The organism is Leisingera sp. ABD4_442 (assembly GCF_056160905.1).
Genome location: NZ_JBSWYB010000001.1, coordinates 210,408 through 232,504, shown reverse-complemented (window position 1 = coordinate 232,504; position 22,097 = coordinate 210,408). Strand labels below are relative to the sequence as shown.

19 protein-coding genes and 1 tRNA gene are annotated in these 22,097 nt (G+C 60.4%); 8 read left to right on the top strand and 12 right to left on the bottom strand.

Annotation, left to right across the window (positions count from 1 at the left end; translation table 11 throughout):
* Positions 1–7: 7 nt before the first annotated feature.
* Entirely contained in the window at positions 8–565 is a 558-nt protein-coding gene (gene rplU, locus ACXAHG_RS01110; protein WP_475055482.1) for a 50S ribosomal protein L21, read from the bottom strand.
* A gap of 202 nt (positions 566–767) precedes the next feature.
* Entirely contained in the window at positions 768–1,619 is an 852-nt protein-coding gene (locus tag ACXAHG_RS01105; RefSeq protein WP_475055481.1) for a DUF2059 domain-containing protein, read from the bottom strand.
* A 119-nt stretch (positions 1,620–1,738) separates the two neighbouring features.
* Here ACXAHG_RS01105 and ACXAHG_RS01100 point away from each other — a divergent pair.
* Positions 1,739–1,828: transfer RNA gene (locus ACXAHG_RS01100), tRNA-Ser, on the top strand.
* Positions 1,829–2,021: 193 nt separating this feature from the next.
* On the opposite strand, the gene ACXAHG_RS01095 is transcribed toward ACXAHG_RS01100, so the two are convergent.
* The 3 genes from ACXAHG_RS01095 to ACXAHG_RS01085 are packed head-to-tail and all read right to left on the bottom strand — an operon-like array spanning position 2,022 to position 4,342.
* Positions 2,022–3,083, bottom strand: a complete 1,062-nt coding sequence (locus tag ACXAHG_RS01095) for a methyltetrahydrofolate cobalamin methyltransferase (protein WP_475055480.1) — start codon at positions 3,081–3,083, stop codon at positions 2,022–2,024.
* Positions 3,084–3,092: 9 nt separating this feature from the next.
* Positions 3,093–4,019: a methylenetetrahydrofolate reductase gene (locus ACXAHG_RS01090; protein ID WP_475043203.1), complete on the bottom strand. Its 927-nt coding sequence runs from the start codon at positions 4,017–4,019 to the stop codon at positions 3,093–3,095.
* Between the two features lie 26 nt (positions 4,020–4,045).
* Entirely contained in the window at positions 4,046–4,342 is a 297-nt protein-coding gene (locus tag ACXAHG_RS01085; protein WP_475043205.1) for a virulence factor, read from the bottom strand.
* Between the two features lie 284 nt (positions 4,343–4,626).
* On the opposite strand from ACXAHG_RS01085, the gene ACXAHG_RS01080 reads away from it, so the two are divergent.
* Together ACXAHG_RS01080 and ACXAHG_RS01075 are read left to right on the top strand one after the other, a co-directional pair.
* Complete coding sequence (locus ACXAHG_RS01080; protein ID WP_475055479.1) at positions 4,627–5,739, top strand: Ppx/GppA phosphatase family protein; 1,113 nt, start codon at positions 4,627–4,629, stop codon at positions 5,737–5,739.
* A 77-nt stretch (positions 5,740–5,816) separates the two neighbouring features.
* On the top strand, positions 5,817–6,533 hold the full coding sequence (locus ACXAHG_RS01075) for an RlmE family RNA methyltransferase (protein WP_475043209.1): 717 nt from the start codon (positions 5,817–5,819) through the stop codon (positions 6,531–6,533).
* Between the two features lie 6 nt (positions 6,534–6,539).
* On the opposite strand, the gene ACXAHG_RS01070 is transcribed toward ACXAHG_RS01075, so the two are convergent.
* Both ACXAHG_RS01070 and ACXAHG_RS01065 read right to left on the bottom strand, forming a co-directional pair.
* Positions 6,540–6,728, bottom strand: coding sequence for a hypothetical protein (locus ACXAHG_RS01070; protein ID WP_475043211.1), 189 nt, complete (start codon positions 6,726–6,728; stop codon positions 6,540–6,542).
* A gap of 129 nt (positions 6,729–6,857) precedes the next feature.
* On the bottom strand, positions 6,858–7,724 hold the full coding sequence (locus ACXAHG_RS01065; protein WP_475055478.1) for a YihY/virulence factor BrkB family protein: 867 nt from the start codon (positions 7,722–7,724) through the stop codon (positions 6,858–6,860).
* 143 nt (positions 7,725–7,867) lie between these two features.
* On the opposite strand from ACXAHG_RS01065, the gene cls reads away from it, so the two are divergent.
* Complete coding sequence (gene cls / locus ACXAHG_RS01060; protein WP_475055477.1) at positions 7,868–9,283, top strand: cardiolipin synthase; 1,416 nt, start codon at positions 7,868–7,870, stop codon at positions 9,281–9,283.
* On the opposite strand, the gene ACXAHG_RS01055 is transcribed toward cls, so the two are convergent.
* A complete protein-coding gene (locus ACXAHG_RS01055; protein ID WP_475043217.1) occupies positions 9,280–9,729 on the bottom strand; it encodes an ion channel in 450 nt (149 codons plus the stop codon). The two genes, cls and ACXAHG_RS01055, sit on opposite strands and share 4 nt — an antisense overlap.
* A 185-nt stretch (positions 9,730–9,914) precedes the next feature.
* Between ACXAHG_RS01055 and ACXAHG_RS01050 the strand changes: the two genes are divergently transcribed.
* Genes ACXAHG_RS01050 through ACXAHG_RS01040 form a run of 3 tightly spaced genes read left to right on the top strand, consistent with a single transcriptional unit; the run spans position 9,915 to position 14,024 of the window.
* Complete coding sequence (locus tag ACXAHG_RS01050; RefSeq protein WP_475055476.1) at positions 9,915–10,571, top strand: ABC transporter ATP-binding protein; 657 nt, start codon at positions 9,915–9,917, stop codon at positions 10,569–10,571.
* Entirely contained in the window at positions 10,568–12,985 is a 2,418-nt protein-coding gene (locus tag ACXAHG_RS01045; protein ID WP_475055474.1) for an FtsX-like permease family protein, read from the top strand. Before ACXAHG_RS01050 ends, ACXAHG_RS01045 begins: the two co-directional genes overlap by 4 nt.
* Complete coding sequence (locus ACXAHG_RS01040; protein ID WP_475055473.1) at positions 12,975–14,024, top strand: lipocalin-like domain-containing protein; 1,050 nt, start codon at positions 12,975–12,977, stop codon at positions 14,022–14,024. The genes ACXAHG_RS01045 and ACXAHG_RS01040 overlap by 11 nt, the downstream gene beginning before the upstream one ends.
* A 26-nt stretch (positions 14,025–14,050) precedes the next feature.
* Here ACXAHG_RS01040 and ACXAHG_RS01035 read toward each other — a convergent pair whose 3' ends face one another.
* The 3 genes from ACXAHG_RS01035 to ACXAHG_RS01025 all read right to left on the bottom strand — a co-directional run bounded on the left by ACXAHG_RS01035 (position 14,051) and on the right by ACXAHG_RS01025 (position 18,167).
* Entirely contained in the window at positions 14,051–14,482 is a 432-nt protein-coding gene (locus ACXAHG_RS01035) for a universal stress protein (RefSeq protein WP_475055472.1), read from the bottom strand.
* Positions 14,479–17,088, bottom strand: coding sequence for a TRAP transporter permease (locus ACXAHG_RS01030; protein ID WP_475055470.1), 2,610 nt, complete (start codon positions 17,086–17,088; stop codon positions 14,479–14,481). Before ACXAHG_RS01030 ends, ACXAHG_RS01035 begins: the two co-directional genes overlap by 4 nt.
* Positions 17,089–17,201: 113 nt before the next feature.
* A complete protein-coding gene (locus ACXAHG_RS01025; RefSeq protein ID WP_475055469.1) occupies positions 17,202–18,167 on the bottom strand; it encodes a TAXI family TRAP transporter solute-binding subunit in 966 nt (321 codons plus the stop codon).
* Between the two features lie 503 nt (positions 18,168–18,670).
* Here ACXAHG_RS01025 and ACXAHG_RS01020 point away from each other — a divergent pair.
* Positions 18,671–18,889 (top strand): hypothetical protein, encoded by a 219-nt coding sequence (locus ACXAHG_RS01020; RefSeq protein ID WP_475043230.1) that lies wholly within the window; start codon positions 18,671–18,673, stop codon positions 18,887–18,889.
* A gap of 81 nt (positions 18,890–18,970) precedes the next feature.
* On the opposite strand, the gene ACXAHG_RS01015 is transcribed toward ACXAHG_RS01020, so the two are convergent.
* Positions 18,971–22,096, bottom strand: coding sequence for an efflux RND transporter permease subunit (locus ACXAHG_RS01015; protein ID WP_475055468.1), 3,126 nt, complete (start codon positions 22,094–22,096; stop codon positions 18,971–18,973).
* Between the last annotated feature and the right edge of the window lies 1 nt (position 22,097).

The window sequence follows — 22,097 nt, the reverse complement described above, 5'->3', positions numbered from 1 at the left end:
TCTCTCCTTAGCCTTTGGCCAGCTCTTTGGCCTGCTCAACCCACTCGGGCTTCACTTTGATTGCTTCGATACCAGCAATGTCGTCTTCGGACAAGGCTGCGATCTGGGCAAAGCTGGTGAGGCCTGCGTCTGCCAGTTTCGCGGCTGCGGCGGGGCCGACGCCGGTCAGCTGGGTCAGATCGTCCGAACCGGCGGCTTCGGCAGCAGCGGGTGCAGCTTTGGTGGCGGCTTTCGGAGCAGATTTGGTTGCGCCGGATGCCAGGATCTCGGTGATCCGGACCAGGGTCAGTTTCTGACGGTGGCCGACGGTGCGCTTGGAGGAGTGCTTCCGGCGGCGTTTGACGAAGTTGATGACCTTGTCGCCTTTGATCTGGTCGATGACTTCCGCTTTGACAGCAGCGCCTTCGATCAGCGGAGCGCCAACAACCGGTGCGTCGCCGCCCAGCATCAGAACTTCGTCGAATTGGATGGTTTCGCCAGCATCAGCAGCCAGTTTTTCAACGCGGAGCACGTCGCCCGCCTGAACCTTGTACTGCTTGCCGCCAGTCTTGAGGACCGCAAACATGTGCGTCTTTCCTTTTCCAACCGCGTCCTACGGCCCCCTTGCGGGTGTTTCGGCAGATGCCGCCTCGAACAGCGCGCCCCTTTTCGGGGCGTATTACAAATGAACCCCGGCGCGCGGAATCCGGGCCGGGATGCGGGCTTATGGTTCGGAATTCCTGCTGTGTCAACCTGTTTTCCACAGGCCGGGCGGAATGCCCTCTGGGTCAGATATCCTGTCCCGGTGTGAGCTCTGCCATGCGATGCGCCAGCTCCTCAAAACGGTTGGCGGTAATCTCGTACTGGACCGCGTTCAGCAGCTCATACACCCGTTGCATCGGCGCCTCCTCCAGGGCCTCGACATAGGCCTGCACCTCGGCGTCCGTGAACTCCTGATACGTATAAGCAGAAGCGGCAAGGCTGGAGGCCTGCAGGCTGAGGCGCAGCTCGCCCTCCTGCTCCTTCATCAGCGCCTGCAGCCCGTCCGCATCCAGTTCCAGCTTGATCACACCGGCAGCCGCGGCAGCCATCAGGAACCGGAACTGGATCTGTTGCAGCGCCCTGACGCCAGTGCCTGCGGCATCAATTGCCGCCCCCATCCGCTGGTACAGGGCAACGCGCGTGCTGCCAGCCTTGACCAGATCGGAAATGATCCGATTCCCGGCAAGTTGCTTAACCTCGTCATCCTCAATCAGGTGGGACGCGTTTTCCGCCCGAACCAGTCGGCGGCCCAGGTCGCTGGCGTAAAACGATGCGGCATGGTCCAGCGCAGCATCGTCCAGGGTGTTTTCCAGGATTTCCAGCGCAAGGCTGCGCATTTCGGCCGTATCAAACACATCCTCAGACAGGCGGGTCCACTGACTGCCAAAGGCTCCCGCATCAACGCCCAGCATCTCCGGCGCGCTTGAGGCTGACAGGGCGATACTGTCCAGCGCCACGTCAAAGCCGGTCACTTCGAGAAACGCAGCGACCCGCTCCCGGTCCGCGGCGCCGCCCGGCTGCGCGAGTAAAGCAAAGGAAAGCCCCAGAAAAGCAAGGGCACGCAAAAGAAGCATGGCGGAATTGAAGATCATACGCATAGGGCAAATCTAGGCAAAAACCTTTGGCTGACAACGGGAAACCGGCTTTTTTTGCCAAAGCTGCAATTCGCCCCTTGCGCCGGTCAGGAATCAACATTAAACCGCGCCTCACCCCCCGCGGAGAGGTGCCGGAGTGGTCGAACGGGGCGGTCTCGAAAACCGTTGTGGGTGCAAGCCCACCCAGGGTTCGAATCCCTGTCTCTCCGCCACTTTTCCCATTGCAGACCGCTTCGAATTGCCGCCGTTCCACGCGGCAAACGGCGCTTCCTGCCGTTCCGCTGACTCAACCTACCCTTGCGGGCCGCTGCCGCGCGTTAAGAGCAGTTTCCACAGCAACCTGTTGCGGTCAAAAAGAAAGCCGGGCACTTGGCCCGGCTTTCAAAGGTCTTGCTGCTGCGCGGATCAGGCGCGGCGGCGGCGTCCGCCGACGCGGCCGCCACGGCCGCGGCCTTCTTCGCCTTCAGCGGCGGGCGCCTTGTTGAACTTGATCCACTCACCGCCATGCGGGTCGTTGTTGGTCAGGAAGTTGGCAGCGCGGATGGCTTCCATTTCCTTACCGGCGCGCGGCTTGGTGGAGCCGAGGCCGAACATGGTGACAAATGCCTCATCGTCCATGCCTTCCGGCAGGATGATGCCGGCGGCTTCCACCGCAGCTTTTTTCTCGGCGATTGCCTTTTGGGTCACCGGCAGCGCCACCGGGTTCATGATCGCAGAGGTCATGCCCGCGCCCATTGCCATCGGCAGGAAGGCGTTGTTGATGCCGTGGCGGTTCGGCAGGCCGAAGGAGATGTTGGACGCACCGCAGGTGGTGTTCACGCCCAGCTCTTCGCGCAGGCGGCGGACCAGGGCAAAAACCTGCAGGCCGGCAGTTGCCATTGCGCCAACCGGCATCACCAGCGGGTCAACCACAATGTCATGCGCCGGGATGCCAAAGTCGGCAGCACGCTCGACGATCTTCTTGGCGACAGCAAAACGCACATCGGGATCTTCCGAGATGCCAGTGTCATCGTTGGAGATCGCCACGACCGGCACGTTGTATTTTTTGACCAGCGGCAGGATCTGTTCCAGGCGCTCTTCTTCACCGGTGACAGAGTTCAGCAACGGACGGCCTTCGCAGATTTCCAGACCGGCTTCGAGCGCGCCGGGAACCGAGGAGTCGATGCACAGCGGCACGTCGACCAGGCCCTGCACCAGCTCGACGATCTTCTTCATCAGCGGGGGCTCGGTTTCGTTCGGGTTCGGGTTGGAGTTGTAGACCACGCCCGCGTTGATATCGAGCACGGTTGCCCCGGCCAGAACTTGGGCCACAGCGTCCTTTTCAACGGTGGAGAAATCGCCGGCTTCCAGCTCGGCCGCCAGTTTCTTGCGGCCGGTCGGGTTGATGCGCTCACCGATCACGCAGAACGGCTCATCAAAGCCCAGGACCGCGGTTTTTGTTTTTGATTCTACGACTGTACGGGTCATTGTGGATCCTTAGGAGTTAACCGGCTTGGCGGAATCGCCGCCGTTGTTGATGGCCCAGGTGGCATTGGTCTTGATGCCACCCAGCGGGAAGAAGTGGACCTTCTCAATCTGGAAGTCCGGGTTGGCGGCCTTATGGGCTGCCAGATCCGCCAGAATTTCACCCGGCTCATGCGGCAGCAGCAGCTTGGAAACGTCCTTGGCACGCTTCTGCAGCACTTTCAGCGACGGGCCGACACCGCAAGCAATGGCGAATTTGATCATGGTCTGCAGCTTGGCCGGGCCTGCGATGCCGATGTGGACCGGCAGGTTCATTCCGCGCTCTTTCAGCTCGTTCACCCAGTCGATTACCGGCTGAGCTTCGAAGCAGAACTGGGTTGCCAGCGCCATCTGCGCATCGGTGCGCTTGGAGAATTCCTGTTTCCAGTCCAGTGCCGCGTAGGTGTTGGCACGGCCGCCGTTCGGATCGATATCCAAGTTCGGCTCGGGATGGCCCGCAACGTGCAGGTTGGTAAAGCCCGCCTGGTCGAACAGGCCCGTCTCCAGCAACTGCATGGAGCTGTCGAAATCACCATGCGGCTTGGCAACACCGCCTGCCAGGATCAAGCCCTGCTTGACGCCGGCTTCGCCCTGGTAACGGTTGATCCAATCACCCAGGGTCGCCTTGTCCTTGATGATACGCGCCGGGAAGTGCGGCATCACATCGTAGCCTTCGCCAGCGATACGCTTGGCGGTCTCGACCATATCCTCGATCGGGGTGCCTTCGATGTGCGCGATGTAGACGCGGGTGCCGGCGGGCAGCAGGTCGCGGAAATCTTCGACCTTGGCAGCGGTACGGGGCATCACCTCGATGGAATAGCCTTTCAGGAAAGCTTCCATTTCGGGGGTGGCAGCCTGGCCAGCGCCAGAATCGCGTTTTTTAAAGTTCAGCAAAGCCATCACGGCCTCCCATAGTGGTGTCAGGCTCACGCCCATCCGTCGTTTGCGATCAGCGCCTTCAGGCGGTCCTGATCGTATTCCGTTTCCAGGCGGGTTGCCTCAGCTTCGGCAATCTCGGCTGCGTCGCCGTCTGCGGCAAACGGCGCGGCCTTGCGCCATTCGGCAAGATAGGCGTCGCTGTCCTTGGCGTTCACCTTCATAGCCGCGCGGTCGATGGCCTGCTCAAACCGCTCTTCGAGCTGCCGTTTGGCCCCGCGGCGGCCTTTGCCAACGATGACCTGCGCGGGGATATCGCGCCAGTATACGATCGTTACGTCGGGCATGCCTTGATTTCCTCCTAGCCTGGATAGACCACGTTCTAGTGCGGTGGCGCGCCGCAGGTTGGTCGATTTTCGACAACACGATGGGATTGAGCGACGTTTTGCTGCCGCGACACTAGCTTTGTACACCTGCGAATGCCACCGGGCCAAACCGCCAAAATATTCATGTGAATTATGAGATTTCCTCGAAGCGGTGGAAATTGCTCCACTTCTGGCGCCTGACGCTTGCGCCGCAGCAACTGGGCACCTATTGTCGTTGTTAACACGATAATCGGAGGGCGTGAATCATGGCGCCCAGGCGCTCGAAAGGTGCGGGCGCGTTTCCCAAAGCGGTTGAGACCCCTGCACCGGCCCGTCCCGATCCTGATGCGCTTTATGCCGCGCTGGATCTGGGTACAAATAGCTGCCGCATGCTGATCGCCCAGCCTAAGGGCAGCGGTATTCATGTGGTCGACAGTTTCTCCAAGTCGGTGCAGCTCGGCGCCGGGCTGGAGCGGACCGGGCGGCTGTCACGGTCCTCAATGGCGCGCACCATTCAGGCGCTGCGGATCTGCCAACAGAAACTGAAACGCAACAAGGTCAGGCGGATGCGGCTGGTGGCCACTGAGGCCTGCCGCCGCGCCAAGAACGCGCGCGACTTTATCCGCCAGGTGAAACGGGAAACCGGTCTGACGCTGGAAATCATCCAGCCGGAGGAAGAGGCACGGCTGGCCGTGATCTCCTGCGCGCCGCTGGTGTCCACCAAGACAGAACAGCTTCTGGTGGTCGACATCGGCGGCGGATCCACGGAATTGGTATGGATCGACATTTCCTCGGTGCCGCGGCGCGACCGGCCCTCGGCGATCATGCGGCTGCACAACGGGTTTCATACAGCCGAAAGCCCCTTTCCCGCGGCCAAGGTGGTGGATTGGATTTCTGTGCCGCTGGGCGTCGCAACCCTGCGCGACCAATTTAATGATGTGGAGGATGACGCGGCACGTTTTGCTCTGATGAGCTGGTTTTTTGAGGAGAACCTGGCCGATTTCGCCCCCTATAAGGACGAGCAAACACGCGCTGGCTTCCAGATCGTGGGCACCTCGGGCACCGTGACTACGGTTGCCGCTTCGCATTTGGGGCTGAAGCGTTATGACCGCACCAAGGTGGATGGGCTGCGGATGACCAGCGATCAGATTGACAAAGTGATCCGCGGTTATCTAGAACTCGGCCCCCAGGGCCGACGCCGCGACCCGCGCATCGGCGAGGACCGGCAGGCCCTGATCATGTCCGGATCCGCCATCCTGCAGGCACTGTTGCGCTGCTGGCCCACGGACAGGCTGTCAGTTGCGGACCGCGGCCTGCGCGAGGGACTGCTTTACGCGCAGATGAGCGCGGATGGCGTTCTGGAGGACGGCCCCTACTAGGCGGGGCCGGAAAATTGGATTTTTCCGGGCCGGAGTTTTTGCAGAATTCCGCGCTCCCGGGGCATACGGTGGCGGAAATGGCTAAGACACCAACTGGTAAGAACACATCGGGCCGCGGACAGCGCGACCTCAAGGTCAAGGTAAAGTCGGCCCGCGGCCGCAAGCTCAGCTCGACCCGCTGGCTGCAGCGGCAGTTGAACGACCCCTACGTCAAACGCGCCCAGGCCGAAGGCTACCGCGGCCGCGCGGCCTACAAGATCATGGAGCTCGACGATAAATTCCGTTTCCTGGTGAACGGCGCCCGGGTGGTGGACCTGGGGTGCGCCCCGGGCGGCTGGGCGCAGGTTGCGGTGAAACGGATCAACGCATTGGGTGAAAAACCGGGCAAGGCCGTGGGCCGCATCATTGGCGTCGACCTGCAGGAGGTTGAACCGCTTGCGGGGGCTGAGTTCCACCAGCTGGATTTCATGGACGATGGCGCTGATGAGCTGGTCAAGGGCTGGCTGGGCGGCAAGGCCGATGTGGTGATGTCGGATATGGCGGCCGCGAGTTCCGGGCACAAGCAAACCGACCACCTGCGGATCATCTCCCTGTGTGAAACCGCGGCCTATTTCGCCTTTGATGTTCTGGAGGAAGGCGGCACCTTTGTCGCCAAGGTTCTGGCAGGCGGCGCCGAGGGGGAGCTGCAGAAGCTGCTGAAGCAGAAGTTCACCAAGGTGATGAATATCAAGCCGCCCTCATCGCGGTCGGACAGCTCTGAGAAATTCGTGGTGGCCACCGGGTTCCGCGGCTAGGCCCGGTTAGACCCGGCGGCTGTGCGGGGTGGTCAGTGACCGCGCCGCCAGCTCGCGCAGCAGGATCGCCTCTTCCGCGTCATCGTCGGTCAGCCGCGACACCCGCAGCTTGCGGCTGACGTGGCTGGCCATCTCACGCTGGCGCATCAGTTCAAAAAGCCGCATGTGGCGCAGTTTGTTTTGCAGTTTTGTCATGATGGCCCCTTCTGGTTCCGCTGCTATGCTGCGTAAGTAAAAGAGGATTGGGCCGGAACGGAGGCTCAATTGTGGCAAGGCTGCCTTATTGTTCAAGATTAGGAAACAGTTGCCGCAAAGCCGCAGCTGTTATTTCCGCCCTAGGCTGTCAGCCATGTCGATGAGCGCACCGTTGAATTCTGCCCCAAGGATCAGGATCGCGGCATTCAAGTAGAGGAAGATCATCGCCGCCATTGCCCCGGCAAGCCCCGCATAGGTGGCTGAGTACTGGGCAAACGAACCGACATAGACGGCAAAGCCGCTGCCCGCGGCCAGCCACAGGACCAGTGTCAGGATTACCCCGGGGAGTATCCGGCGCAGCCTGTGGACCCGGCCGGGCAGCAGGATGTGAAACGCCAGAACGGCACCAACCGGCAGCAAAGCCGCAAACAGGCCGCTCAAGCCCTGCTCCCATTGGCCGGGCAGCTGTCCGAAAGGCAGCAGGTCCGCCAGGTAACGTACGTACAGCGGCAGGAAAAGTTCGAAAACCGCAGCTGCAAGGATCCCTGCCCCGCCCAGGATCACCAGCCCGATGCACAGGCCGCGGGTCTTCCAGAATGGCCGGGAGTCAGTGTCGTGATAGGCCTGCACCAAAGCGATGCGAACAGCGTCCACGCCGTTTGATGCAAAATAGAGAGCAAACAGCCCCCCCAATGTCGCCAGCTGGGTGCTGGAGGTCTGCAAAACGGCTTCGACCTCAGCCAGGATCGGCCGGGCCACCGACTCGGGCCAGGCGCCGAACACCAGTTCCGTCATGCTGTCCAACTCGACATTCTGGGAAAACAAGCCCGCCAGCGTACCGGCCAGAGCCACCGTGAACAGCACAAATGGAAACAGCGCCAGCATCATCGACATCGCGATATGGCTGCTCATCACCCATCCGTTCTTCTGGCCGAAACGGCGGGCGGCGGTGATCAGGGCGGCCGGCCAAAGCCGGAAAGGTGGTAAAATCGGCATTGAGGCAGAGTTCCACACAGGTTGCGCAAACGCCAGCATCTGCAGGAAAAACTCTCATATTGTTCCCCGGATGCCGCGACCGGGTGTAGCGGCAGCGCGATTGCAGGACTAGGTTGCAATAGAGGCAGCCACCAAGGCCTGGAATGTTCTGGATTGTTCTAAGCTCAGCGGCGCTGGCCGCAACCTGGATTGCAGCGGGGCTTGCAGCGCTCAGCGCTGCCCGCACGGCACGTACGCCGCAGGGCGCCATCGGCTGGGTTGTGTTCCTGCTGGCGGCCCCGGTTGCCGCCCTGCCCGCCTATGCCGTCTTTGGCGACCACCGCTTCAGAGGATACTGGAAAGCCCGCCATGAAGCGGAACAAGCCGTGGCCTCGATCAGGACCTATACCATCGCGCAGACTGAAGATGCGAAGGAACTGCCGGTCGACTCTGCTGTGTTTGAAGCAATTGCCGGGATGGCTGTGTGCCGGGGCAATGGAATGGAACTGCTGACCAATGGCGAAAACACATTCAACCCCATCTTCCAGGCGATTGATAATGCGCAGGAATATATACTTGTCCAATACTACATCTTTCGCGCAGATGGTTTGGGCAGGAAACTGCAGAGCAAGCTGATCAATGCAGCCGCGCGGGGCGTAACGGTTTGGTTCATGGCCGATAGTATCGGCAGCCGCAAACTGCCGCAAAGCTTCCTTCGGGAGCTGGAAGACGCGGGCGTAAACCTGATCGATCCCGCAGCCCGGCGGCGTCCATGGCGCCGGCTGCGGATCAACTTCCGCAATCACCGGAAAACGGTGATTGCCGACGGGCGGATAGGATTTACCGGCGGCTTGAATGCCGGTGATGAATATCTCGGCCTGGACCCGGTCCTGGGCCGCTGGCGGGACACCCATGTGAGGCTGACAGGTCCGGTGGTTCAGCAGTTGCAGCTGTCCTTTGCGGAGGACTGGCACTGGCGCACGCAGGAACAGATCATTGATCTTTTGAACTGGGAACCTGAACCCTCGCCGCAGGACCGGCCCGCGCTGATTGTTTCGACGGGTCCCGGCAATGCCTTTGGCAATGGCTCCATGATGTATTTTTCCGCCATCAGCGCCGCACGGCACCGCGTTTGGCTGGCCTCTCCCTATCTTGTTCCGGACCAGGAGGTCTCCGCTGCCCTGAAGCACGCTGCGCTGCGCGGGCTTGATGTACGTATCCTTTTGCCGGATTCCATTGACCATTACCTGCCATGGCTGGCGGCCTTTGCATTTTTTGATGAGCTGCGGGAGGCCGGTGTCCGGATCCTGCGCTACCAGCATGGTTTCATGCATCAAAAGTGCTTTGTCATTGATGACACGGTGTCCGGAATTGGGACTGCCAATCTCGACAACCGGTCCTTCCGCCTGAATTTTGAAACCATGGCGCTGTTTTTTGATCCGCGGTCAGCGAAAGAAATATTGCAAATGCTGAGCCGGGATTTCGACAACTCCACGGAACTCAGCCAGCCGCTGGAACAGCAAACAAGCACTGTCCGCCTGCTGGCGCCAGTGGCCCGGTTGCTGGCTCCTGTGCTTTAATCTATCGCCTCAGCTTTCTCACCATTCAGTGAAAAAAGGCGGCCCATGGCGCTGACCAGAAAGGCCGTGCTGATGCCAAAGCCAAATAGTCCGGTGACAGCGGCAAAGGCGGCAAAAATCCGCAGCGCGGGGCCCAGAACGACATCGCCGTACCCCAGCGTCGTATAGGTGGCCAAGGAAAAATAGACTGAGGTGTTCCAGTCCGCAATCGCCCCAACCAGAACAAAGGCCGCAGACCATATCCAAACCTGTGCCGTGTGGCTGCCCAGAATGATGAAAATGGCCACCACGAGCATGATACCGATTTGCCAGGGTCTGAAGGGTTTGGCAAAACCCGCTGCCAGTTTGTTCAGAACTGACGAGCACCAGACCAGCACAGAGATTTCCAAAACCAGGCAAACGCTGAGATAGATCGAGCCCCAAAGAAGCTGGTTCCATAATGTCATTCCAGCCCTCCTGCCCGGCACTGCCTATTCAAGCCATGGCTGCACCATAGAAATTCACTCGCCAACCCTCAACTGCAGTTCCGTGGAAATCCTCCGTCATTCTGCCATGCTGGACATTCTGAGGCTTGCAGTATTGAGTTCCCTTGCGAAGCAGACACCGCAACGGCGCTGGAGGGAGCCTCAGGATGGTTCTGAAGATCCGGAATGTGACCAAGGCCTATCCCGGCCAGACTCAGGAAACCGCGGTTCTGCGCGGGATTTCGCTGGATCTTGCCGGCGGACGCAGCCTCGCTCTGACCGGTGACAGCGGCTCTGGAAAAAGCACCCTGCTGCATCTTGCCGCCGCGCTGGATCGTTTTGACAGCGGCGAAATCGAGATTGATGGCACCCCTTTGTCCGGCCTGGGCGACGGCCAGCGCGCAGATCTCCGCAGGAAGAAGGTTTCGATTGTTTTTCAGCAGTTTAACCTGATCCCTTCACTCGACGTCGCGCGGAATATTTCGCTTCATGCGCGGCTTGGCGGACGCTGGGACGCCAATTGGGGGCAGGCCCTGGCCGCCAGGCTGGGGCTTGCTGGGCTGCTGAGCCGTTATCCGGAGCAGCTGTCCGGCGGCCAGCAGCAAAGAGTTGCGATCGCGCGGGCGCTGGCTGTGCGGCCCAAGCTGCTGCTGGCGGATGAGCCGACCGGCAATCTCGATGAAACCGCCAGTGCGGCTGTTATGGAGCTAATGCTGGACCTCGTGCGCGAAAGCGGTACAGCGCTGTTTCTAGTGACACATTCTGCTGCAATAGCCGGCCTCTTGGACCGGCGCCTGCATCTGCGGCAGGGAACGATAGCATGACCCGCACGGCGCTTCTTGCCATGCTTTCGCATTGGCGGCGCCATCCGCTGCAGCTTGCTGTTCTGATCACCGGATTGGCCTTGGCTACGGGGCTATGGTCGGCGGTCCAGGCTATCAATGGAGAGGCGCGTGCCAGCTATGCAAGGGCTGCTGAGCAGCTTGGCACCGCGTCCCTTGACCGTTTGTCACCGCAGAGCGGCAGCATCCCGCTGCGCCAGTATGCGGCGCTGCGCCGGGCGGGATGGCAGGTTTCCCCTGTTCTTGAAGGCACTGTCAGGTTCGGGCAGCAACGCTTTGATATCATGGGGGTTGACCTTCTGAGTCACCCCTTGGTTCCAACGCTTGCCGCGGTGGCTGAACAAGAACAAGTGCCGGCCCTGGAGGCGTTGACACCGCCGGGGCGCTTGTTCGCCCATCCTGAAACCGCAGCCTTGGCCGCAGCCGCTCAGAACGGTATTCCCGTGTCCAGCACGGATACCTTGCCGCACGGCATCCTGATCGCTGATCTGAGCCTGGTCAGCCGCCTGCTGAACCGCCCGGCTGAGCTGAGCTATCTCGTGGTCATGCCCGATCAGCTCCCAGGTGTGTTGCCGATTGCGGATCTGGCGCCGGATCTTACGCTGGTGTCCGGGCAAACGGCTGCCGCAGACACCGCCCGCCTCACCGATAGCTTTCATTTGAACCTCACCGCCTTCGGGTTACTCTCCTTTGCTGTTGGGCTGTTTATTGTGCAGGGTGCCATCAGCCTCAGCCTGGAGCAGCGCAGGGGCATGATCCGAACCTTGCGCGGCCTGGGTGTGCCGCTGCGGCTGCTGGCGATGCTGCTGGCGGCAGAGCTTGCTGCCATCGCACTAATTTCTGCCGTCCTGGGGCTGGCGGGTGGCTATCTGGTGGCCGCGGCGCTGCTGCCGGACGTGAGGGCAACCTTGTCCGGCCTTTATGGTGCGGACATCGACGGAAGCCTGTCATTGCGCCTGCAATGGGTCGCATCCGGCCTGGCAATGGCGCTGGGTGGAACATTCCTTGCGGCGGCGCAGTCTCTTTTTGCCCTGTGGCGGATGCCTTTGCTGGCGGCCCCTGCAACCCATGCCCGCGGGCAGCAGGCAGGGCGCACACATGTGCTCGGTGCCATCGCAGGCTTTTGCCTGATCCTGCTTGGCAGCGCGGTGTTGCAGTTGTTTGATGGTCTGATCGCCGGATTTGCCTTTCTGGCAGGCATCATGCTGGGCACAGCACTGATGCTGCCCTTGCTTATCTCCATAGGCTTGAGGGCGGGCGCAAGGCTAAGCACCCGCCCGTTTTCAGAATGGCTTTGGGCGGACACCCGGGCGCAATTGCCGGGCATGTCCTTGTCCCTGATGGCGCTGTTGCTGGCATTGGCCGCAAACATTGGCGTAGGAACAATGGTTTCCAGCTTCAGGCTCACCTTTTCCGGCTGGCTGGATCAGCGCCTGGCGGCAGAGGTCTATGTTACCGCAGCAAGCGACGCGCAAGGGCAGCAACTGGCGCTTTGGTTAAAGGACCGCGGGATCACTGCCCTGCCCATCCGCCGCAGCGACTTGCGCTATAAGGGTGCCCCATTGCGTGTTTACGGGATTGTGGATCATGCCACATACCGTGATAACTGGCCGCTTCTGCAGGCGTTGCCGCAAGTTTGGGAGCGGATCGCATCAGGCCAGGCCCTGCTGATCAATGAGCAGTTTGCCCGCCGCCACAGCTTGTCTCCTGGACAGAAACTGCCGCTCGCCCCTGGTTGGGAGCTGACGGTTGCTGGCATCTACTCTGACTATGGCAACCCAAATGCACAGGCCATCCTGTCCTTGCAGGCGCTGCTCGCGCGGACGCCGGATATTCCCAACCGCCAGTTCGGATTGAGGCTGCCGCCCGGGGAGGTTCCCGAAATGATCAAGTCCATCAAGGAAGACTTTGACATTCCACGGGAAAACATCGTGGATCAAGCCAGCATCAAAGCCCGGTCCTTGGCTGTGTTTGACCGCACTTTCACAATCACTGCTGCGTTGAACGTGCTGACACTGGGCGTCGCGGCCTTTGCCATGCTGACCAGCCTTCTGACGCTTTGGAACCAGCGGCTGCCGCAGCTTGCTCCGGTTTGGGCGATGGGGCTAAGCCGCCGGCAACTGGCTGCGGCCGAAGTCCTGCGCAGCCTGCTGCTGGCTGCATTCACCGCTGTTCTGGCCCTGCCGCTTGGGCTGGTTCTGGCCTGGGCATTGCTTGCGGTGATCAATGTGGAGGCGTTTGGCTGGAGACTGCCGATGCATTTGTTTCCCTATGAATGGCTGCGCTTGCTGCTCCTGGCTCTGCTGGCTGCAGCGGCAGCAGCCGCCTTCCCGGCCAGCCGTCTGGGCCGGCTGGACCCGTCGGATCTGCTCAGGGTTTTTGCCAATGAACGTTAAGATCATCCCCCTGTTGTTTGCGGTTTTCACGTCCACTGAGGCCTTTGCACAAGGGTATGCTGGATTGGGCACAATTGCGGAAGGCTTTGCAGTTCCGCAAACCGACACACAGCTTTCCTTTCCTGCAGATCATGCCCCCCACCCGGATTTCCGTATTGAATGGTGGTACTTAACCGCCAATCTTCAAAGCTCTGACGGCGAGGATTACGGGATCCAATGGACCCTGTTCCGCTCTGCACTTTCTCCTGGTGAGGCGGAGAGCTGGCAAAGCCCGCAAATCTGGATGGCGCATGCTGCAGTGACCTCGGCAGAGACGCATATGTTCGCGGAACGCATCGCCCGGGGCGGCGTGGGTCAAGCTGGTGTAAGCCCGGATCCCTTCACTGCCTGGATCGACGAGTGGGAGATGAAATCGGAAGGGCAAACTCTTGACAACCTGTCACTTTCCGCGTCGTCTTCTGCGTTTTCCTACGCCCTGGATCTAACCGCCGAGGGTCCCTTGGTCCTTCATGGAAACAACGGGTATTCCGTCAAATCTGACAGCGGACAGGCGAGCTATTACTATTCGCAGCCACGATACCGGGTCGCAGGAACACTAAGGCTGCCTGATGGGCCAGTTGAGGTTACCGGCCATGGCTGGCTGGACCGGGAGTGGTCTAGCCAACCCCTGGCGGAGGATCAAAGCGGCTGGGACTGGTTCTCGCTCAGTTTTGACAGCGGTGAAAAGCTGATGGGATTTGTCCTGCGCGGTGATGCCGGGGACTTCACTTCCGGCACCTGGATTTCCGCTGACGGAACCGTTGCTTCGCTGGAACCCGGGGCATTTATTGCAGAACCGCTGGAGGTGAGCGAAGTTCAGGGCAGAACCGTCCCGACCCGCTGGCGCGTTGCTTTGCCTGAACGGGAGGTTTCTGTGGAAGTGCAATCACTTAACACCCAAAGCTGGATCGGTGCATCGTTTTCCTATTGGGAAGGGCCGGTCAAGGTCACAGGCAGCCACAGCGGCAAAGGCTATTTGGAGATGACCGGATACGACTAGGGCGCCCGCAGGCGCCCCAATCCGTGTCAGCGCACCACAAAGACCGAGCAATCCGAATGCCGGATCACCCGGGCCGCGTTTGGCCCGAGCAGGTAGTCCTTGAGGTCAGGCTTATGCGCACCGATCACAATAAGTCCGCTGCCAGCGGTCTCCGCGACCTTCAGAATCTCCTGATAGGCGGTGCCGGTTGCAACAACATGGCGGACGCTGGCATTACGGTCCTTGCCCAGAACCTTGGCGCACAGATCCGTCAACCGTTGGGTGGTGTCCTTGACTGCCTTTTCGTGGTGGTGCTCTTCGAAGAATCCCGAGACCCAGCTTTCCCCGAAATCCGGCAATACGTTGACCACATCCAGCTGAGCCCCATCCAGATCAGCAAGCCGGGCGGCCTGGGACAGGACCTTTTCATCCAGGACCGGGTCATTCAGCTCCAGAGCGCAAAGAACGGGTTTGCTCATGCTGTTACTCCTTCTTCTTCACGCGCGCGGCCGCGTTGCATCAAGGCAATAAGCGCCACCAGCAGGAGCGCCGGCAGGAACATCAGCTCCTTCGGAAGCTGGCTGGCTGGCGCCTGAATTGCGGCAATCTGCACGGGTTCATCTGCGTAGAAATCGAAGCTCTCCAGGCTGGGGGCTGCCGGGGTTCCGAACATCGGCTCTTCCAGCTTGATAGCGCCGCCTTCCTCCAGCAGCAGCAGGCCGAAGGCGTCCACTGCAGCCTGACCATCACTGCCATCGGCGGTTATGATCATTGTTGTGCTCTTGATCTCAGAGGTGTCGAAATCCGGGCCTTCCACTGTGATCCGGATCTCTGCCCCCGGTTCAGCCTCTCCCAGCGCCTGTGCCAATTGGGCGGGCGGCACCTGGGTAAAGGGCGGCATCACCCGGTCCATAAAGAAATCCGGGCGGAACAGCGCAAAGGCTGCAAAGATCAGCAGAACGCTCTCATAGATCCGGTTGCGGCTGACGAAGTAGCCCATGGTGCCGGCGGTGAAGACCAGAATCGCAATTGTGGCTGATATGGCCACAAGAATGCCCTGGGTCCAGCCAACGTCGATCAGCAGAAGATCCGTATTGAAGATGAACACAAACGGCAGCGCCACAGTTCGCAAGCTGTAAAAGAAGGCGGTGAAACCGGTGCGGATCGCATCGCCGCCCGACACCGCCGCCGCGGCAAAACTGGCAAGCCCCACAGGCGGCGTCACGTCAGCCATGATCCCGAAGTAGAACACAAACAGATGCACGGCAATCAGCGGCACGATGAGGCCGGACTGCGCACCCAGTTCTACCACCACACCCGCCATCAGCGAGCTGACAACGATGTAGTTGGCAGTGGTCGGCAGGCCCATGCCCAGAACCAGCGACAAGAGGCCGACCATCACCAGCATCAGGATCAAGTTTCCGCCCGAGACAAATTCGACCAGGTCAGCCATCACCTGGCCCACGCCGGTAAGGGTCACCGTGCCCACGATCACGCCAGCCGTGGCGGTTGCCAGCGCGATGCCGATCATGTTGCGGGCGCCGTCAATCAGGCCGTTCCAGAAGTCATGCACGCCTTCGGCGAAAGCGTTTGCCATGTTGCTCTGGCCGCGGAAGATCGCCTTGAGCGGTTTCTGGGTCAGCAGGATCACAAACAGCAGCGCGGTTGCCCAAAAGGCCGACAGGCCCGGAGACTTCTGTTCGATCATCAGGAAGTAGACCAGCACGATGATCGGCAGCAGGTAATGCAGACCCGCCTTGTAGATCTCGGCGACCACCGGCAGTTCGACCTCCTTGGCGTTCGGATCATCCGGCACCAAGTCATCAACACCCGAAGCCAGCCACAGCAGCGCAATGTAAGCGGCTACAACCAGCGCCGACAGGGTCAAACCAGAGGCACCGGGCATCGCTGCGATGATCCATTTCACTGGATACTGGACGCCATAGCAGAGCGCCGCAAAACCCGCGAAGAACAGAGCCATACCGCCGATGGTGCGGCCCATGGAGACGACGCGGTTGCCGAGCGTCGGCATGTTCCGCTTCACCGCTTCCAGGTGCACGATGTAGACCAGCGCGATGTAAGAGATCGCAGCAGGCAGGAAAGCATGGGTGATCACTTCGACATATGAGATTCCGACATATTCCACCATCAGAAAGGCAGCGGCGCCCATCACCGGCGGCATGATCTGGCCGTTCACCGAAGAGGCAACCTCGACCGACCCCGCCTGTTCTGACGTAAAGCCAACGCGCTTCATCAGCGGGATGGTGAAGGTGCCGGTGGTGACCACATTGGCGATGGAGGAGCCGGAGATCAGGCCGGTGGCGGCAGACCCCACAACCGCCGCCTTGGCCGGGCCGCCACGCAGATGCCCCAGGGCGCCGAATGCCATCTTGATGAAATAGTTACCGGCGCCCGCCTTATCCAGCAGCGCACCAAACAGCACAAACAGGAACACGAACTTGGTGGAGACCCCCAGGGCGATGCCGAACACGCCTTCCGAGGTGATCCACATATGGCTCATCGCCTTTTTCAGGCTGGCGCCTTTCCAGCGGATAACCTCAGGTACCCATTCGGAGGAGCCGAAGAAAACATAGGCGAGGAAAATCGTTGCGATGATCGCCATGGCCGGGCCAAGCGCGCGGCGGGCGGCTTCAAACAGCAGGATCAGGCCGGCGAGGGCGAACCACTTGTCCATATCATCGGCAAGCCCGCCAGAGTCGACGATTTTCTGATAGAAGATATAGCCGTACATCGCGATTGCGGTGCCGGCCAAGGCAAAAACCCAATCCTGCACGGGGATGTAATTCCGCGGGCTGGATTTCAGCGCGGGATAGGCTGCGTAGGCCAGAAAAAGGGCAAAGGCCAAATGGATTTGCCGGGAATTGTTGATCACGCTGCCGGGCAGCAACTGGTTGGCCAGCGGCGAGGCCAGGATGACTTGGAACACGGACCAGATGACAGCGACGATCGCCAGGAACAGCCCTACGCTTCCCACCGGGTTGCGGGCGCCTGCGTCGGAGGACGCGACCAGTTCCTGAAGTTCTTCTTCGCTAAGCGGCCGATTTCCCTGAGCATCGGATGTCATGGATAATCTCCCCTGCGGCCGCCGTTTCCCGGGGCCGGTATAGTCAAGCCCGGGCCCTGGGCCTCAGGCGGAAACGGGGCGCGTGATGCGCCCCGTTCCTGTTGTCTGGCGGATTATTCGATCCAGCCTTTTTCTTTGTAATATTTGGCTGCGCCCGGATGCAGCGGCGCAGACAGGCCGTCCGCAATCATCTCTTCCGGCTTCAGGTTGGCGAATGCCGGGTGCAGCTTCTGGAAGGCTTCGAAGTTTTCAAAGACCGAGCTGACCACCGCGTATACAGCATCCTCAGAAACGTCGGCGGAGGTCACAAAGGTCGCGCCGACACCAAAGGTGCTGGTGTCGTTGTCGGAGCCGCGGTACATGCCGCCCGGGATGGTCGCGGTACGGTAGAAGGAGTTGTCACCTACCAGCTTCTCAACCGCTTCGCCGTCCACGGTCACCAGGACGGAGTCGCAGGCAGTGGTGGCTTCCTGGATGGAGCCGGACGGGTGGCCGACGGTATAGATCATCGCGTCGATCTGGTTATCGCACAGAGCTGCGGACTGTTCCGCCGCCTTCAGCTCAGTCGCCAAGGCGAAGTCTTCCATGCCCCACCCTTTGGCTTCCATCAGCACTTCCATGGTGCCGCGCTGGCCAGAGCCCGGGTTGCCGATGTTGACGCGCTTGCCCTTGAGGTCGTCAAAAGTGGAGATGCCTGCATCTGCCCGGGCCACGACAGTGAAGGGTTCCGGGTGCACCGAGAACACGGCGCGCAGGCCTTCGAACGGGCCCGCTTCCTCAAACTTGGAGGAGCCGTTGTAGGCATGATATTGCCAGTCGGACTGGGCCACACCAAACTGCAGTTCGCCTTCGCGGATGGTGTTGATGTTGTAGACCGAGCCGCCGGTGGACTCGACAGCGCATTTAAAGCCATGCTCCTTGCGGCCCTTGTTGACCAGACGGCAGATGGCGCCGCCGGTCGGGTAATATACACCGGTCACGCCGCCGGTGCCGATGGTGATGTATTCCTGAGCAAATGCTGCGGGTGCCGCAAAGGACGCCGCCACCAATGCACCGATAGCAAACTTGGTGTGTTTCATGATCAAGTCTCTCCCACTTGTCTTATGATTTGCAGCCCGCCTGAGAGGCAGCGACCTGAATTAGCAGTCTCTTTGCTGCCATTGTTTCCGGCCTGCCAGGCAGGGCGCGTGCCGTTTTATTTTGCACGCGCAGAAGGGTTTCACCGGCACCTCCTCAAGTCAAGAGTGAGATTTATTGACGCACCCGGTGAAGCGTGTTTTTACACGATATTGACGCAGGTTACAGATTTTTCCCCGCCAGGTGGCTGGCGGATCGGGGCTCAGGACACAAAGATTTTTCTTGCCAGGAAAAAATTCTTTCGCCGATTCTTTGCAGCCACTCCGCCTGCGAAGGCACCCTTCCCCGTTCCGCAGCATTTTGAATGGTTTCCGGCGATTTTCAGCTGTTTCCCAACACCCGCTGGTGACAATTGCAGAAAATGACGCTAATACGCTGCACATAAAAAATTGATCCGCTGTTCAAGAATTAATTTGCGGACAGAGTTTACAGGGAGGCTGCGGCAATGCTGCTGAGCCAAGTGATTACCGACAACCCGTCTTTGACGGATTTCTGGGCGCTGGAACGCTGTGTTTCCGCTGCCGCCCGTAGAATACCCGGCGATGCGAATGCGCCCTTGACCTGTGATGTAGAGCCGGAATTCCGCTCCACTCCGCGGAAATGGCAGCTGATCCTGTCTGCAGCGCATGAACGCGGGCTGCGGGCGCGTTGTGTCCGGGCCTGAAGCCTGAGCCTTGCCGGCTCAACTTGTTCCGCACAGAAGACAGGTGCTCCGCCAGTATTTCACCTGGCGGAGCGATTGACGTTATTCTGCCGGACTGGCTGCGGGCGCGCCTTTGACCCGTTCCCGCAGGCCTTGCATCATCGCATATAGAACCGGCACGACAATGACGCCCAGCACGGTGGCTGCAAGCATGCCGCCAAAGACCGCGATCCCGATTGCGCGCTGGCTGGCCGCGCCGGCGCCCGATGCGATCAGCAGGGGCACCACACCAAGCAGGAAGGACAAGGCGGTCATCATCACCGCACGGAAGCGCTGTTTCGCGGCCTCTTGCGCAGCTTCGCGAATGCTAAGGCCGGCGGCCCGCTGTTCCATGGCGAATTCCACAATCAGAATGGCATTCTTGGACGCCAGGCCGATCAGCATGATCATCCCGATCTGGGTGTAAAGATTGATGTCATTTCCGGCTATGGCAACAGCAGCCACCGCCCCGAACAGCGCCACGATCACCGACAAAAGAATGGCAACCGGCATTGTCCAGCTCTCATACTGCGCCACCAGGAACAGATAGCCAAACAGCACCGCCATCGCCAGGATCACGGTCACCAGACCAGCCGAATCCAGCTGCTGCTGCGCGGTGCCGGTCCACTCAAAGGCATAGCCCGGCGGCAGCGCTGTCGCGGCCTCTTCCTGCATCACGCGGATTGCATCGCCCGTAGACAGGCCTGCCCCTGGAACTGCAGTGACGGTAGCCGAACGGAAGATGTTGTGCCGCTTCAGCAGCACCGGCCCCAGCACGTTCTCGACGTCGATCAGGGTCGACAGCGGCACCATCTCACCTGACTGGGCCCGCACATAAAGACCGCCGATATCCTCGATCTTGTCCCGGTAGGAGCCCTCCGCCTGCAGCATCACCTTGTAAACGCGGCCGAACAGGTTGAAGTCGTTGACATAATAAGACCCCAGATGCGCCTGCATGGTCTGGAACACCTCGGCAATCGGCACGTTCAGCGTCTTGGCCTTTTCCCGGTTCAGATCGACGAAGACCTGGGGCACATTGGCGCGGAAGGTGGTGTAGGACTGGGCGATCTCAGGCCGCTGATTGGCGGAGTAAACCAAAGACCCCACCGACTGCGCCAGATCCTGCGGGGTGCCGCCTGCGGTCTGCTGCACCGCCATCTCCACACCTGCGGACATGCCCAGACCGGAAATCGGCGGCGGGTTGAAGGCAACGATGCTGGCCGCAGCCTCGCCATTGGCGATGCCATAGATCTGACCCAGGATCGCATTTGGCTGCAATGCCTCCTCCTGCCGCTGATCCCAAGGGGCCAGGTTGGCAATGATCATCGCACCATTGGCGCTGGCTCCGTTCAGCAGGCTGAACCCGTTGACCAGTACGGTGCCCTGCACGCCCGGAATCTGGCGGATCTGCTCATCAATCCTGCGCGTCACGGCCTCTGTCCGCCCCAGCGCCGCTGCGTCCGGCAGCTGAACATCGACAAACAGGTATCCGTTGTCCTCAGCTGGCAGGAAGCCCTTGGAGGTGGAGTTGAAGACCGTTCCGGTGCCAAAGGCCACGGCCGCGATGATCGCAAGGCCAATGACTGGAAGCCGCAGCAGCCTGGTAACGATGCTGAGATAGCCGCTGCGCACACCGCCGATCATGTTCTCGAACATCGCCAGCAGCCCCTTGGGCGGGCCGGAACGGGCTTTCAGCACGATTGCGCACAAGGCAGGCGACAGCGTCAAAGCGTTGACCGAGGAAATCACCACTGCGACCGAAATTGTCACGGCAAATTGCGAATACAGCCTGCCGGTTATGCCCGGCATAAAGGTGACCGGCACAAACACTGCCAGCAGCACCAGGGTCGTGGCAATAACCGGTCCGGTGATCTGGCCCATCGCCTTGCGCGTAGCCTCCGCCGGGGGCAGCCCCTCCTCTGCGATGATACGCTCGACGTTCTCCACGACCACGATGGCATCATCGACCACAATCCCGATCGCCAGCACCAGCGCAAAAAGAGAAATGGTGTTAAGGGACATCCCCAACGCCAGCAAGAATGCGAAGGTGCCGATCAGCGAGACGGGAATGGCCACTGCTGGAATGATAGTGGCACGGAAGGAGCCCAGGAAAATGAAAACCACGGAGATCACCAGAACAAAGGTCATCATCAGGGTGGAGATCACATCATTCAGCGACTGCTCGACAAAATCAGTCGTGTTGAAAGGCACCGAATAGGAAACGTCGTCGGGGAAATCCAGCGACAGCCGGTCCAGTTCTGCCAGGACATTTTCGGACACCGCTAGCGCATTGGCACCCGGCGCCTGATAGACTGCCAGAATAGTCGCCGGCACGCCGTCATAGTAGCCGGAGGAGCTGTAGTTGGAGGCCCCCAGTTCCACTTTGGCAATATCCCTCAGGCGTACCGTGCTGCCGCCATCGCCTGTACGGATCACGATGTCCTCGAACTCGCTGACCTCGGTCAGGCGACCCTTGGATTTGATCGTGTATTGAAACACCTGGTCGCCAGGAACCGGCGGCGCGCCCACCTGCCCTGCGGACACCTCGATGTTCTGCTCGCGCACGGCGTTGATCACGTCGCCAGGTGAAATCCCCAAACCAGCCATCTTGTTCGGGTCCAGCCAGACCCGCATGGCATATTCGAAGTTGGTCAGGATATCCGCCTTGCCGACCCCGTTCACACGCGCCAGCGCATCCTTGATGTTGATCGCGGCATAATTCGACAGAAACACGCTGTCATATGACCTCTTAGGGGACGTCAGCGCCGCAACCAGCAGCATGTTGGAGGAGCTTTTCTGGGTGACGACGCCATTTGCCGTGACTTCAGCAGGCAGAGCAGCGACCGCTTGTGCGACACGGTTCTGCACGTTGACTGAAGCGATATCGGGGTCGGTCCCGACCTCAAACGTCACCGCCAGCGAGTAGCTGCCGTTGTCAGCGGAGGTGGAGGACATATAGAGCATCCCGTCCACCCCGTTGACCTGCGCCTCAATCGGTGCAGCGACGCTTTTTTCAACCGTCTCAGCATTGGCACCGGGGTAGCTTGCGGTGACATTGACCACCGGCGGCGTGATCTCTGGAAACTGCGCAACTGGCAGTGCAAAGTAACCGATCACCCCCATGACCGTCAGCACCAAGGAGATGACGATCGCGAATTTCGGCCTGGATATGAAAGTGGAGGAAAACATC